Genomic DNA, 14,006 nt, shown 5'->3' with positions numbered 1-14,006 from the left:
ATTATATGTATACTGGAACGTGCTTATGTAAAGCGGTAAGTGTTGAAATTAAAGGGGCTATTTCTCAAATTATTCATTGTCACTGCTCACTATGCAGAAAAAACAGCGGAACTGCTTTTGCCACTAATGGTTTTGTAAACACTCACGAATTTACACTTACCAAAGGTGAAGATAATTTAACTGAATTTAATTTCAAACCTGGGCGTGCGCGCTTTTTTTGTAAAACATGTGGCTCACCTATTTACAGTGCTAATGCAGAGGATAAATCTCGCTTGCGAATACGCCTAGGGTTGATAGATGACGATATTGCTGAACAGGTAATGTCGCATAATTTTGTTACCTCTAAAGCCAATTGGGAGCAATTAGAAACCCATTTGCCGTGCTATGAAAAACACGAACCAGGTCGCTAAATTACTCTATGTGGTAAATGCTGTTTATGTCGCTGTGAAGGCTGGGCGCCCACGTTTTAAATAATGGCGAATGGGCTATTTCTTCTTTATTAATGTGCACTAAGCTTTGCTGAGAAAGCATCACGACAATATTTTTGTATTCGTTAAACTCTATAAGGGCAATACAGCTAAAGTGTTGCCTAAACAAGACGAGTAAAGCTTGGAGCTCTTTTCCTGTTTTAGGGTTTAAATTTATAATAATTTGCACATTTAGCCCGCTGCAGCGACGTATGTTTTGCCAAAATACGCTGTTAGATAAAAAGTCTTGATGTACATCGCCACTAAAAATATCAATTGTAATGACATTGTATGTGCGCGTGCACGTTGCAACAAACAGCTCTGCATTTTGTAAGTGCACTGTATGATTAGCGGGCAAGTTAAAATGGTGCTTAGCAACGCTTATCATCGCGGGGTTTATTTCTACACTGTCAAACACAGCTAAGTTATTTATATAAGCCGTTTTGTTATGTAAATAATGAATGGCTCGCTCAATGCCCGCAGTACCTAAACCTAAATTTAAAACCCGTAGTGGCTCAGCTGTTTTAAGTAAAAATAACAGCATACATTGATTAACCGCAATCAGTAATTGCTCATTCTTATTAAGGCTCATCACCCCTTGAATAGTGATATCGCTTTGCGCATTTTGGGCAAGTGTTAACCAGCGATAGGCAGCATTTTGATAAACACAAATAGGCCCATATTGATTGTTACTAGAGGCTATTAAATTGGCAGAGACAGTGTCGGCTTTAAGCTGGCGCATAGGTTACAAATACAAATAAAACACCCCATTAGTTTGCCACGAAAACACGCTATATATATAGCGTATTTATGTAACAAGGTTTGTAATACGCTCGGTTGCTTAAAAGAGAGGAGTACTTAAGGGTGGTTAATTTTTACAGTTGAGCTTACTTGTATAAAGCTTTAACTCAAAATAGTTGCACTAAATAGGTTGTTGAGTAATGGTAAGGTAAAAAATAAGGAGCTTATAATGCGCAAAACCCCTTTTTCTATTACCACTAAACTTATTAAATTGAGTACGTTAGCCTTTGCTTGTACGGCAGGATTATCAGCACAGGCTCATGCCAGCATAAAATATGAAGAACAACAAAAGCTACATGATATTGCAGCGCAGGTATCAGCTAAACGTATCGAGAGCGACATACAAACGCTGGTGGATTTTGGTACCCGCCATACGCTTTCTGAAACTAAGTCAGATACACGGGGCATAGGTGCTGCACGGCGTTGGATCAAAAAAGAGTTTGAAAAAATATCATCGCAATGTGGTGGTTGCCTAGAAGTTATTGAAGTTAAAGACACAATATCAGGTGAAAAACGAATTCCTAATCCTGTTGAAGTGGTAAATATAGTGGCCATTCAGCGTGGTAGTACTGAGCCAAACCGAATGGTTATTATGTCGGGTGATATTGATTCGCGGGTGAGCGATGTAATGGACTTTACCAGTGATTCACCGGGTGCTAATGATAACGCTTCAGGCGTGGCAGGGGTTATTGAAGCTGCACGTGTACTAAGCAAGCATAAATTTAATGGCTCAGTTGTGTATGCAGCGTTGTCAGGCGAAGAGCAAGGTTTATTTGGCGGTAAAATACTCACAGCGTATGCGCAAGAGCACAATTGGCAAGTACATGGCGTTTTAAATAACGACATGATTGGCAACATTACCGGTATTAATGGCGTTACCGACAATACAACGGCGCGTATTTTCTCAGAAGGCACGCGTGTAGTAGAAACGAAACAACAAGCAAGAACGCGCCGTTTTACAGGTGGTGAAGTCGATTCGGCGAGCCGTAATTTAGCGCGCTATATAGATACAATTGCCGATAGGTATATTCCAAATTTAGATACAATGTTAGTTTACAGGTTAGATAGGTTTGGCCGGGGCGGGCACCATAGACCATTTAACGATGCGGGTTTTGCAGCAGTCAGAATTATGGAAACTAATGAGCATTACGACCGACAACATCAAGATTTACGTACAGAAAATGGTGTGGTCTATGGCGATACCATAGATGGCGTTGATTTTGACTACACAGCAAAGCTTACATCATTGAACGCAGTAACAATGGCTTCAATGGCTTGGGCGCCAGCTCCCCCTAAGCAGGTAAAAATTGAAGGCGCGGTTAAGGCCGACACTACGCTTTCGTGGCAAAGTTCAGATGATGATAATATTGCCGGTTATCGTATTTATTGGCGCTATACCAGTGAGCCGCAATGGCAATTTAGCCAAGATGTGGGCAATGTAAGTAAAGCTACACTTAAAAACGTGGTTATTGATAATTACTATTTTGGTGTTGCAGCGATAAGCAAAGACGGGATTGAATCGCCTGTGGTGTTCCCAGGTGATGTAGGCTCGTTTGATCACAATATAAAATAACAGCGATTTATTATTGCTTAAGCGCAATTGTGATTAAAAACAAATCAAATGGTGTATTTAAGGTGCAAAGCAGGTGTTTTATGCTTGCACCTTATTTGTTATGCACTTAGAGTGTAGAAAAAAAGCAGTAAAGGTTAACAAAATGCAGCAAGAAGAAAAAAAACCATTAACAGCGCAAGAGCAAGCACAAATAGAGCAACAACGGGTTGCTTGGCAACGCGAGTGTTTTCAAAACGCCCAAAAATACTTAGCAGAAAAAGGCATTATGCCTAAATCAGTAATAGACAAAGACAGCCGCTTTTTAGCGCCATTGTGTGCTATGTGGAAATTTAAAGCGCAAAATGGCAAGAGCTACTGGGTAATAACAGGGCGCTTACCTACTGATCATGCAGAAGTAAGTGCAGCAAAAGATGCGCGCGATGCTATGCGTTATTTTTCATTACAATGGCAGTTAAAAGCAGATCAAATAATGAGTGTTGGCGCGCGTGATAAAACCCAGGTCGACTTTGCTAACTTACTTATAAACCGTGCTCACGGCTTATACGAAATGCATGAAAACGAGCAACTTTGGGCTAATGAACCAAAATAAGGTATTGCTCGTATAAACGTAAAAAAGGGCTATTAATGGCCCTTTTTAATGTACTAATGTAAATGGTTTAGTGACAAACTCAGACACTTGGCATTGCATTCGCTGCCTAGGTATACCTGCTTCCATAAAAACACCGCCTTGTTGTATAAAGCCGTTTCGTTTAAAGCGCTCAACTTCGTTTAAAATACAATTAATACTGATAACTTGGTGCCCATCGTTAGCGGCAAGATTAACAATAAAAGTAAGTAATGAAGTATAAACGTGGCGATTACGGTGTGCGGGTAAAACGGCTATTCGGCCTATTAAGCCATCTGTACACAGCCTACCTGTGGCTACGGGTGCGTTACTGTTGTGAGTAACTAGCACATGGTGTGCTAGTTTGTCTTGGCTATCAAATTCTATTCGTTTGGGTATGTGTAGCTCATACACAAATACTTTTTCACGTATTTGTTGTAGCTGGTCTTTTTGCCTATCCCACTCGACCTTATTAATTTGATAGCCCATAGCGCACCTCTAATTAAACCACAACCCCTGATTAACTAGTGTAGTAAAGGTTTGAATAAAAACTAGGCTGGGTTGCGCTGCGTTTAAATCGTCGGTATTAACATAATCATGATCTGTTAATAGTTTAACGGCATTTAAGTCGCAAAGTGGTAACGGGTAGTTTTCGCCATTAATACTTAATAATAGGGTGTCTTCTAGCTGCTGATAGATAGCACGTACGCCGCCTAAACGCTCAAATTCTTCTGCATTATTTGCTATTAAATCACTCATTTGCTCGCAGGTTATAGGCTCTTCGAGCGGTGCTAAGTCCATTTCGTGCTTGGCTTGGCTTAAGGTATTACCAAGCCAATGCTTAAATAGCTCATCGTTATTAAGTAGCGCTTGCATAAGGGTTTTAACTTTATCGGTTTCGCTCTGTAAAAGCTCACCTTTAGAGTCCCTAAGGGCTAAAGTATGATCGGTATAGCGTTTTTGGCCGCTGTCGGTATCAATAACATGATCGGCAAAGCTAGAAAATAAGTCTTGTTGATTAGGCGCTCTAAATCCAACCGAGTAGTTAAGGGCGTTTTCTATTGCATAGCCTTCGTGAGGGCACCCAGGTGGTATATATAAAATATCGCCGGGCTCTAAAATACAATCTATAACGGCTTCAAATTGCTCAACTTGCAGTAGTTTTTTATTTTGCGCAAATTGTTTAAGTGTTGGATCAGGCAGGCCAACACGCCAATGACGCTTACCCTGGCCTTGAATAATAAATACATCGTACTGATCTAGGTGCGGACCAACGCCACCTTTAGGGGTTGAATAGCTGATCATTAAATCATCTATTCGCCAGTTAGGTATAAACCTAAATGGCTGAAGCAGTTGTGCTGCATCGCTATGCCAATGATCAACCGCTTGTACCAATAAAGTAGCGTGTTGCTCAGTTAATTTTTCAAAGTCTTCAAATGGGCCTTGGTATGCTTGCCAATCGTCATTGTGGTTGGTAACAATTCGCGACTCTATACTTTCTTCCATAGCAAGACCGGCAAGCTCTTCTGCCTCTATTGGGTCTTGAAAGTCTGTAAAGCCTTGTTTAATTAATAGCGGTTTTTTTTGCCAGTATTGGTTTAAAAATTCTTGCTCACAGAGGTTGTTTATTTTTAATTGGTACATAGAGTTGGCCTATAATTTTTAGTACAAAAAAAGCGAAAGGGATTATCCTTTCGCTTTTTATATGCGCAATTTAGTATTTAAACTAAATCGTCAATAAACTCAACAGCGCGGCCAATGTAGTTGGCAGGTGTTAGTTTTTTCATTTCTACTTTAGCGTGCTCTGGCAGGTCTAAACCATCGATAAAGTCGGCCATTATCTCTTGATTTACACGTTTACCACGCGTTAAATCTTTAAGTTTTTCGTATGGTTTTTCAATACCGTATTTACGCATAACCGTTTGAATTGGCTCAGCAAGTAATTCCCAGTTTTGATCAAGCTCATCAAGTAAACGTTGCTCATTTACTTCAAGCTTGCTTACGCCTTTAAGTGTAGATTGATACGCGATAAGCGTGTAGCCCATACCCACACCTAAGTTACGTAAAACGGTTGAGTCGGTAAGGTCACGCTGCCAACGAGAAACAGGCAGTTTTTGTGCAAGGTGAGCAAATATAGCATTTGCTAAGCCTAGGTTACCTTCTGAGTTTTCAAAGTCGATAGGGTTTACTTTATGCGGCATTGTTGAAGAGCCGATTTCGCCAGCAATGGTTTTTTGCTTAAAGTGGTTAAGGGCAATGTAACCCCAAACGTCACGATCAAAATCAAGTAAAATAGTGTTAAAGCGAGCAATAGCATCAAATAGCTCGGCAATGTAGTCATGCGGCTCTATTTGTGTAGTGAATGGGTTAAAGGTTAAACCAAGGCTAGTTACAAAGTTGTTTGCGTGCGTATGCCAATCGTAATCTGGGTAAGCACTCAGGTGAGCATTGTAGTTACCTACAGCACCGTTAATTTTACCTAGCATTTCTACCTGTGCGATTTGGTCGCGTTGGCGTTTTAAACGCATGTATACGTTAGCAAACTCTTTACCCATTGTTGAAGGCGTAGCTGGTTGGCCGTGGGTACGCGTCATCATAGGTACTGCTTTGTACTCAATGGCTTTTTCTTTTATAGCGTTAAGTAGTTGGTCGCAGTATGGAAGGAGCACATTATCACGAGCTTCGCTTAGCATTAAACCATGAGATAGGTTATTAATATCTTCTGATGTACAGGCAAAATGGATGAACTCGTTAATAGCGTTAATTTCGCTGTTATCGGCTACTTTTTCTTTTAGTAAATATTCTACCGCTTTAACATCGTGGTTTGTGGTGCGTTCAATGTCTTTAACACGCTGTGCGTCTGCTTCGCTGAAATTATCAACAATGGCATTTAAAAGTGCATTGGCTTGTTCGCTAAATGCAGGTACTTCTTTAATATCGCTTGCTGCAGCTAAGGCTTGCAACCAACGCACTTCAACGGTTACGCGGTATTTGATTAAGCCAAATTCGCTGAAAATACTGCGTAGTTCAGTGGTTTTGCTGCCGTAGCGACCATCCACTGGAGAGATAGCGGTTAACGCTGAAAGCTCCATAATAACTCCTAAATTTTAGTTTTGAACGATAATTAAATGTTTGTTTTTGCAATAGCGAGAATTTTTCTTTTTGCAAAGAAAAAGTGACGGCGTTTACCGCCCATTTGTCGCCATAATACAGCACTGCGAATTCCTGCTAATAAAAGGGCACGAATTTTATTTTGCGTTTGCTGCTGTTTTAATAACTCGGGTTTACCATAAACCTGAATTCGGTGCCCAAGGGGGCTCAGCACCGACGAGTATATATCTGCTAAACCGGCAACTACGGTGTCATCGGTTATGGCAAAGTGATCTAAGCGACGATGAATGTCGTCGATACGACGGCCAAGTTCAGCTAAGCTTTTTGGCTCGTTATTTAAAATACGTTCAAGCTGCATTAAACCACCTACGTACTTAACTATTTCAACATCTTTTTGAGCGCCAGCAGTAAGCTGCGCCATTAATGTTTTATAGCCGTCGCGCAAGTTATGCGTACCTTGATAAACATCAACCGGCGATGCGGGTGATGTTTGTACAATACTTGTAAATAGCACGTCTAAGTCTGAATCGTTTGCGCTGCCGTATTGCGCAATTTTTTGTACTTGTTTAGCCACTTGGCACATGGCGGCAAGCGCCATGACTTGGTGTTGATTCATTACTTAATCACCGAATCTATAATACCGCCACCTAAACACACATCATCGGCATAAAATACAGCTGATTGACCTGGTGTAACGGCTTTTTGTGGTTCATCAAATAATACGCGTGCCATACCATCTTCCCCAACGAGAAGGGTACAATTAATATCTTCTTGGCGGTAACGGGTTTTAACGGTGCAGCGCGTTGTACCTTGAGGACCAACACGGTCTACCCAATGTAATTGATTGGCGTTTAGGCCATTGCTGTATAGGCGAGGGTGGTCTTTACCTTGTCCGACAACGAGCACATTGCGCTCAACGTCTTTATCTACAACGTACCATGGCTCGCCAGAGCCTTCTTTCATGCCACCAATTAACAAGCCTTTACGCTGGCCAAGTGTATGATACATAAGCCCTTCATGCTCACCTACGTTGTTGCCGTCAGTATCTTCAATCACACCTGGTTGAGCAGGTAAAAACTTTTGTAAAAAGTCTTTAAATTTACGCTCACCAATAAAACAAATACCGGTGCTGTCTTTTTTGTCATGGGTGATTAAGTCTTGCTCTTCTGCAATACGGCGTACGTCTGGTTTAGCTATATCGCCTACTGGGAAAAGCGTTTGGCCTATGTGTTCATGGCTTAAGGTATATAAGAAATAGCTTTGATCTTTGTTATCGTCTAAGCCTCGGCACATAACGTATTTGTCGTCTCGTAGTTCACGACGAACATAATGGCCTGTTGCAATATAATCGGCGCCAAGTGCTTGTGCTGCAAATTCTAAAAATGCTTTAAATTTAATTTCTTTGTTACACATAATATCTGGGTTTGGCGTACGGCCCGCTTTGTACTCTTCTAAAAAGTACTCAAAAACGTTATCCCAGTATTCGGCTGCAAAGTTAACGGTATGAAGCTCGATGCCTAATTTGTCACACACTGCTTGTGCATCTTTTAAATCTTCAGCGGCTGCACAGTATTCGTCATTGTCGTCTTCTTCCCAGTTCTTCATAAACAGGCCTTCTACTTGGTAGCCCTGTTGTTGTAATAAATATGCAGATACAGAAGAATCAACACCGCCGGACATACCAACGATGACTTTAATGTGACTATTTTCGCTCATGAATAATTTCGCTTATACAGATTGCTGTTAACTTGGAAAGGCCGCGATTATAGCACGCATTTTGTTTTTGCTTAAAGGGAGGAGTGGTGCAAACACACGATTTTGTAGTTATTTTATTCATATAATAAATAGCAAATAAGACTGAAACGCATTTAACATAAAAAATGATGAAAAATTTAAATAAGCCATTGTAAAAAGATATTTCGGTGCCATTATTGTCTGAGCGCATAATAATAGCGTCTGTATTACCTTGTGTTTGTTGTACAATTAAGGAACAGGCAAGATTTTTGTATTAAATTTGCATTTTATTGCCTTAATATTTTCAACGGAATGAATATATGAATTACGCCTTTCAGGTAAAAAAACTTACGACCCTAATTACGTTTTATACGACTAACTCAAGCTTTCATGTAAAGCAGTTACTTGAAAACCCGACGAGTGAGTTTAAGCAATCTGCCTACAAACTTTTTCATGAAATATTTAAACACAGCGTACCCGTAGACTCTCAACAGACTAGCCCCGTTGATGCTATTTTTGATTCAGTTACTGCATCTTTAGATTTAATTAACCAATCTGAAGTGGCGTTAGTTGAAACAACACAAAAATGGTGGAACGAGTGGTACTTTGTATTAACTATGGAGCATTCGCTTTCTCACGAAAAAGAAGATGCGCCATACAGTTTCCTTTCTAAAAAAATGCATCATCCTATGAAGCGCCACGAGATGAGCCACTACGCCCATTTATTTACTATTTTGCCTATGCCTATCTCTAATGTGTGTGCTAAAACCGGTGATATTATTAGAGTTAATCAGCGCTTTATAGATGTATTTGGTTATACCGTTGATGACTTACCTAACTTAGAGCAGTGGTGGGTTAATGCATACCCAGATCCTCACTATCGAGAGGCCGTGAAAAAAACGTGGCAATCGGCGTTAGAAATTGGCAATGAAACAGGGCAAGACATCCCCGCGCATGATTACCATGTTACTTGTAAAAACGGTAATACAATTACTATGGAAGTATCTGGAATCAATTTGGGCGATGAATATATAGCTGTATTTAATGATGCGACCAAGCGTTTAGAAGATCAAAATATTTTACGCGACATGGCATTTTTAGATTCGCTAACACAAATAGCAAATAGACGTCGTTTTGATGAAAAGCTAAGTAAAGAGTTCGAAAAAGCCGTTGAGTGTGGTGACGATTTGGCAATTATTTTAATCGATATTGATCACTTTAAACTCTTTAACGACCGCTACGGGCATGTTGAAGGTGATTTATGTTTGTATAACGTGGCGCAAGCAATAGCGTGTACGGTAAGCCGCACAGAGGACTTTGTGGCGCGTTATGGCGGAGAAGAATTTGTTGTATTGCTGCCTCAAACCGATAAACAAGGGGCCTTATTTATTGCTGAGCATATTCAAAAGGCAATTGAAGAGCTGCACATCCCTCATGAAGACAGCTTTACCGGCTACTTAACCCTGAGCATGGGTATTCACGCAATTAATAAAGAGGATAGTTGCGATCAAAAAGAGTTTATTAAGGCCGCCGACAGCGCACTTTATTATTCAAAAAGGCAAGGACGAAATTGTTTAGCATTAAGTTAATTTATAGCCTTGGACTATTTATATAGCTTTGAGAATTATATAAAGCGCAGATGTTTAATTATCCTCGTAAATAAAGTCTACGTCTTGAATAGGGCGGTTTAGGCTGTCTTCAATACATTTTAAAACTAAATGGCTTCTTAGAGGCAGTGCTTTAATGTCCCCTAAACTGTGCCAGTTAGCACTAATTATATCTGCATCTTTTGGGCAGGGCTCAGTGGTGATTTGAGTGCCATCAAACATAAAACAAAAGCGTAAGTAATGCAGCCCATTAGCCGCATGTAAGTTATAAATACCGATTAAGCCAGTGGGCGTTAGAGACAAACCTGTTTCTTCAAAAAGCTCTCTACTGGCTGCTTGAGCCAGTGTTTCGTTTACTTCTAAATGGCCGGCAGGTTGGTTATAACAAATATTAGAAGTAAATTTATCTCGCTCTTTTACCAGTAAAAAACGCTCTCCTTTTTTTACTACAGCAGCCACCGTTACATGGGGTTTATGCATTTACCTCACCTTTTATAACACAGTACTGTGCGCTGTTTATGCCATCTAGCGTGTAATTGCCAATACTGTAGCGAATAAGCCTTAATGTAGGGTGCCCAACATGGGCGGTCATACGGCGAACTTGCCTATTACGCCCTTCATTAATTGTAATACTTAACCACGTTGTAGGAATCGACTTTCGCTCTCTTACCGGCGGCACGCGAGGCCAAAGTTTTGGCTCGTCAATAATTTTTACGTTTGCGGGTAAGGTCATCCCATCTTTTAGTTCAACACCTTTACACAGGGCATTAATGGCCTCTTCACTAGGCTCGCCTTCTACTTGCACCCAATAGGTTTTATTGGTTTTTTTATTCGGTGCGGTAAGGGTATTTTGAAGCTTTCCGCAGTTTGTTAAAAGTAACAAGCCTTCACTGTCACGGTCGAGTCTGCCTGCAGCGTATACATCTTTAATGGGAATAAATTCAGCCAAGGTTTTTCTATTGGCATCGTCTGTAAATTGGCAAAGCACATCGTAAGGCTTGTTAAATAAAACAATTTTTCTATCTTTAGGCGCTATAGCGGGTTTAATTTCACGCGAAGTTGTACATTTTTTAGTGAGCGCACTGCGTGAGTAAGTTCTACCCGTGGTTCGTTTAGTGGTACTTTTACTTGCGCGATTATGCATTGGTTTGTTCGCCATTAAATACACCTAGCGGGCTTGGGTAAGCCGGCAATTTTTGTGGCTTGTTTTGCAGGCCCCTTGGGAAATAATTTATACAAATAAATACTATTGCCTTTGTCCTCGCCAAGCGCTTTAGCCATGGCTTTAACAAGCATTCTTATTGCTGGGCTGGTGTTATATTCTAAGTAAAAATTGCGCACAAAATTAATCACTTCCCAGTGTTGTTCGCTCAAGATAATGTTTTCTTGCTCGGCGATAATGGGGGCTAACTCTTTTGTCCACAAGGTGTAATCTAGCAAGTAGCCTTGTTTATCAGTGTCGATTTGTTGATTATTAAATTCAAGCATGGATTACCAAGTAATAGATTGGTTAGTAGATAGAGTAAGGGCAACAAACTCATCGTAATTAATAAGTGTTTGGCCTGAGCTTAGTTTAACTGCGCGTGCCTGCGCATCCTCTAAAAGCAACAATAGCGAATCGTTTAATTGAAAATACTGCTTAGCGGCATAACAGGCATCACCAACAAGGAGTACTTTATCGGTGTATTTAATTAAGTTTTCAAGCTGAGTAGAGTCGTAATAAGCCAGTGGCTTTGAAAAAATGTGTAATGTACTCATAGGTTCACCACAAAATCTTGCTGGCCGATCAGCTGCTGTTGCTCAGTGTAATTGAGGCTGGTTGAATCAATAATTAATTGAGATTTGCTTAAGTTATAATCGAGTAACGATTTTTCACATACATATATGTTTTCTACTTCATAGATTTCAAGCGTTTTGATGTTTTTAAAAAAATCTTTTACACCAAGTTGCTGTGTTGATTGATTATGTTTTAAAGCAAGCACAGCAGGGCCGCTAAATAGCCAGCTAATATTTTGATCAACTGCGGCAAATATTAGTGCCATGTCTAGGGCATCGCGGGTATTAAGCTCATCAAAGGGGCTGGATTGGCTCATTACTAAAACGTTTTTCATTTAAACTGTATCCATTTATCTGCATCACTCGCTAGCATGGCAAATTCTGCAAGCCCGGCTACAGTAAACACACCTGTTTGGCTTGTGTTTAAGCCACGTTTTTCTGCTGCAGTAATACATAGCATTAAGTTGACGTTTTTATCTGCAAGTTGTTGCCATTGCGTAGGAATTTGCAGCTCGTCAGAGGCTAGCTCAAAGTGAGCTGACGCGTGATAAATCCCATTTTGATACAAAAATATCGCATCTATGGTGTGGCCTTGTGCTAAACATGCATTCGCAAACTTTATAATACGTTGCGTTGAGTCATGATCTGAAGGAGGAGTATGTAAAGAAAGAACAAATCGCGCCAAAACAATTCCAATAAAAAAGCCCCAATAAAGGGGCTATTTTAACAGAACTATTTAATTAGTCATCACTTGCGCCAAGAAGGTGCAGTAAAGAAGTAAATAGGTTATATACGTTTAAGTATAGAGCGACCGTCGCGCGAATGTAGTTAGTTTCGCCGCCATTAATAATACGGCTAGTATCAAATAAGATTAAGCCAGACATAATTAACACAACAGCAGCGTTAAGCACCATAAACATTAGCGAGCTGCCAATGAAGATGTTAACTATGCTTGCAACAATAACCACTAGTAAGCCTACTGTTAAAAAACCACCCATAAATGAGAAGTCTTTTTTAGTGTTTAATGCATAAGCCGATAGACCAAAAAATATTAATGCAGTAGAACCAAGCGCCTGCATAATGAGCATAGGGCCATTAGGCATAGCCGCATAATAGTTAAGTAGTGGGCCAAGGCCTGCGCCCATACAGCCTGTAAAAGCAAACACCCAAAACACACCTGAGGCTGAGTCTGCTTTTTTGTTTACAACAAATAATAAACCAAACGAAACCAGTGTGAACACAATTCCCATAAAGTAAGGTAATTGTAATGCCATTGAAATACCCGCCGTAACAGCACTAAATGCTAATGTCATGGCCAGTAAGAAATAGGTGTTTTTAAGTACCTTGTTTGTTTCAATGGTCGACATTACCGGTTTAGCGGTATTGTACGAATGATTAAATGCCATTGTAGAGCTCCTTTAAGTGAAACATGTTTGTTTCGATAATTTAACTAAAATTAGATTACCAACTCTTATATGTTTGGGCAAACCTTTGTAGATCAATAGAGTGTTATTTTTTAATTAAAGTTCATTAAAGCATCAAAAAGAAATTATTTGTTTTATCTTTAAACAAATTAATTGTTTTTTAAACACTTAAACAATTTTTTTAAAAAAAAGCTTCACAAAGCCAATGGGTTTCCCTATTATGCAGGCCGTGCGGAGAGATGGCAGAGTGGTCGAATGCACCGGTCTTGAAAACCGGCATAGGTTTGTAGCCTATCTAGGGTTCAAATCCCTATCTCTCCACCACCTTATTACAATAATTATGAGTACACTCTTACTTGTAATTTATAGCACTTTCGGAGAGATGGCAGAGTGGTCGAATGCACCGGTCTTGAAAACCGGCATGGGTTTGTAGCCCATCTAGGGTTCAAATCCCTATCTCTCCACCATTATATTAAAGCCCGCTTTTTAGCGGGCTTTTTTGTTTTTACGCTTTATTATCAGGCCACCTTAGGCTTCCTCGCTTATTTGCCCATTTTGGTTTGCTATCAGCCGCTATTAACGTATTGATGTACTACTTTTATTTTTTAGATTTTAAAATTGGTAATTAAAATAGTATGTTGTGGCTCAAGGATGATTTACCTTCAAGAAAACTTATTGTTTATCGTGCAATGATGCTCATGGATAACGTTGTTTGTTTTATTTGTATTCCAACCTTTTGACACAATTAACTATACATCATCACTTTTGCAGCTTTGCTGTGCTGTATACCTACGACGCTGGCTATGCGTAAATCAGTCATTAATTGAAGAACGTACTTAATATTGCAATCTAAAGGTTAGGTTTTATTGACGATTGCGCCTATAAGGTAGTGAACTTTGTCTTATAGGC

17 protein-coding genes and 2 tRNA genes are annotated in these 14,006 nt (G+C 39.9%); 6 read left to right on the top strand and 13 right to left on the bottom strand.

Annotated elements, in window-relative coordinates; genetic code table 11:
• Window positions 1–5 precede the first annotated feature (5 nt).
• The gene (locus PSH48_RS03335) at window positions 6–410 is read left to right on the top strand and encodes a GFA family protein (protein ID WP_273607545.1); all 405 of its coding nucleotides are present in this window, start codon (window positions 6–8) and stop codon (window positions 408–410) included.
• Window position 411: 1 nt separating this feature from the next.
• Here the strand turns inward: PSH48_RS03335 and PSH48_RS03330 are convergent, their stop codons facing one another.
• Window positions 412–1,209, bottom strand: a complete 798-nt coding sequence (locus tag PSH48_RS03330) for a hypothetical protein (protein WP_273610896.1) — start codon at window positions 1,207–1,209, stop codon at window positions 412–414.
• A 228-nt stretch (window positions 1,210–1,437) separates the two neighbouring features.
• On the opposite strand from PSH48_RS03330, the gene PSH48_RS03325 reads away from it, so the two are divergent.
• Window positions 1,438–2,841 (top strand): M28 family metallopeptidase, encoded by a 1,404-nt coding sequence (locus tag PSH48_RS03325; RefSeq protein WP_273610895.1) that lies wholly within the window; start codon window positions 1,438–1,440, stop codon window positions 2,839–2,841.
• 142 nt (window positions 2,842–2,983) lie between these two features.
• Window positions 2,984–3,430, top strand: coding sequence for a DUF4826 family protein (locus PSH48_RS03320; protein WP_029772653.1), 447 nt, complete (start codon window positions 2,984–2,986; stop codon window positions 3,428–3,430).
• A 45-nt stretch (window positions 3,431–3,475) separates the two neighbouring features.
• Here the strand turns inward: PSH48_RS03320 and PSH48_RS03315 are convergent, their stop codons facing one another.
• From PSH48_RS03315 to mnmA, 5 genes are all read right to left on the bottom strand, one after another.
• Window positions 3,476–3,934, bottom strand: a complete 459-nt coding sequence (locus PSH48_RS03315; protein WP_029772652.1) for a GNAT family N-acetyltransferase — start codon at window positions 3,932–3,934, stop codon at window positions 3,476–3,478.
• Window positions 3,935–3,943: 9 nt separating this feature from the next.
• Window positions 3,944–5,089, bottom strand: coding sequence for a cupin domain-containing protein (locus tag PSH48_RS03310; RefSeq protein ID WP_273610894.1), 1,146 nt, complete (start codon window positions 5,087–5,089; stop codon window positions 3,944–3,946).
• A 77-nt stretch (window positions 5,090–5,166) separates the two neighbouring features.
• Window positions 5,167–6,537: an adenylosuccinate lyase gene (gene purB / locus PSH48_RS03305; RefSeq protein ID WP_273610893.1), complete on the bottom strand. Its 1,371-nt coding sequence runs from the start codon at window positions 6,535–6,537 to the stop codon at window positions 5,167–5,169.
• Between the two features lie 32 nt (window positions 6,538–6,569).
• Window positions 6,570–7,172 carry a high frequency lysogenization protein HflD gene (gene hflD, locus PSH48_RS03300; protein ID WP_004586725.1) on the bottom strand — a complete coding sequence of 201 codons (603 nt, stop codon included), beginning with the start codon at window positions 7,170–7,172 and terminating at the stop codon, window positions 6,570–6,572.
• Window positions 7,172–8,272: a tRNA 2-thiouridine(34) synthase MnmA gene (gene mnmA / locus PSH48_RS03295; protein WP_004586724.1), complete on the bottom strand. Its 1,101-nt coding sequence runs from the start codon at window positions 8,270–8,272 to the stop codon at window positions 7,172–7,174. Before mnmA ends, hflD begins: the two co-directional genes overlap by 1 nt.
• Window positions 8,273–8,610: 338 nt before the next feature.
• On the opposite strand from mnmA, the gene PSH48_RS03290 reads away from it, so the two are divergent.
• Window positions 8,611–9,879, top strand: coding sequence for a sensor domain-containing diguanylate cyclase (locus tag PSH48_RS03290; protein WP_273610892.1), 1,269 nt, complete (start codon window positions 8,611–8,613; stop codon window positions 9,877–9,879).
• A 54-nt stretch (window positions 9,880–9,933) separates the two neighbouring features.
• Here PSH48_RS03290 and PSH48_RS03285 read toward each other — a convergent pair whose 3' ends face one another.
• Genes PSH48_RS03285 through PSH48_RS03255 form a run of 7 tightly spaced genes read right to left on the bottom strand, consistent with a single transcriptional unit; the run spans window position 9,934 to window position 13,079 of the window.
• The gene (locus tag PSH48_RS03285; RefSeq protein ID WP_273610891.1) at window positions 9,934–10,377 is read right to left on the bottom strand and encodes an NUDIX domain-containing protein; all 444 of its coding nucleotides are present in this window, start codon (window positions 10,375–10,377) and stop codon (window positions 9,934–9,936) included.
• Entirely contained in the window at window positions 10,370–11,056 is a 687-nt protein-coding gene (locus PSH48_RS03280) for a pseudouridine synthase (protein ID WP_273610890.1), read from the bottom strand. The genes PSH48_RS03285 and PSH48_RS03280 overlap by 8 nt, the downstream gene beginning before the upstream one ends.
• Window positions 11,056–11,385 (bottom strand): TusE/DsrC/DsvC family sulfur relay protein, encoded by a 330-nt coding sequence (locus tag PSH48_RS03275; RefSeq protein ID WP_004586720.1) that lies wholly within the window; start codon window positions 11,383–11,385, stop codon window positions 11,056–11,058. Before PSH48_RS03275 ends, PSH48_RS03280 begins: the two co-directional genes overlap by 1 nt.
• 3 nt (window positions 11,386–11,388) lie before the next feature.
• Window positions 11,389–11,655: a sulfurtransferase complex subunit TusB gene (gene tusB, locus PSH48_RS03270; protein ID WP_273602638.1), complete on the bottom strand. Its 267-nt coding sequence runs from the start codon at window positions 11,653–11,655 to the stop codon at window positions 11,389–11,391.
• Window positions 11,652–12,008: a sulfurtransferase complex subunit TusC gene (tusC, locus tag PSH48_RS03265; RefSeq protein ID WP_055253730.1), complete on the bottom strand. Its 357-nt coding sequence runs from the start codon at window positions 12,006–12,008 to the stop codon at window positions 11,652–11,654. Before tusC ends, tusB begins: the two co-directional genes overlap by 4 nt.
• Window positions 12,005–12,358 (bottom strand): sulfurtransferase complex subunit TusD, encoded by a 354-nt coding sequence (gene tusD / locus PSH48_RS03260; protein WP_004586717.1) that lies wholly within the window; start codon window positions 12,356–12,358, stop codon window positions 12,005–12,007. Before tusD ends, tusC begins: the two co-directional genes overlap by 4 nt.
• Before the next feature lie 55 nt (window positions 12,359–12,413).
• Complete coding sequence (locus tag PSH48_RS03255) at window positions 12,414–13,079, bottom strand: Bax inhibitor-1/YccA family protein (RefSeq protein ID WP_004586716.1); 666 nt, start codon at window positions 13,077–13,079, stop codon at window positions 12,414–12,416.
• 251 nt (window positions 13,080–13,330) lie between these two features.
• Here PSH48_RS03255 and PSH48_RS03250 point away from each other — a divergent pair.
• Window positions 13,331–13,421: transfer RNA gene (locus tag PSH48_RS03250), tRNA-Ser, on the top strand.
• Between the two features lie 52 nt (window positions 13,422–13,473).
• A tRNA-Ser gene (locus PSH48_RS03245) sits at window positions 13,474–13,564 on the top strand.
• Window positions 13,565–14,006: the final 442 nt, after the last annotated feature.

The organism is Pseudoalteromonas sp. Angola-4, from assembly GCF_028599265.1.
Taxonomy (GTDB): domain Bacteria; phylum Pseudomonadota; class Gammaproteobacteria; order Enterobacterales; family Alteromonadaceae; genus Pseudoalteromonas; species Pseudoalteromonas atlantica.
Note: the sequence above shows the minus strand (reverse complement) of the source record. Positions and strands in the feature narration are given on the sequence as shown.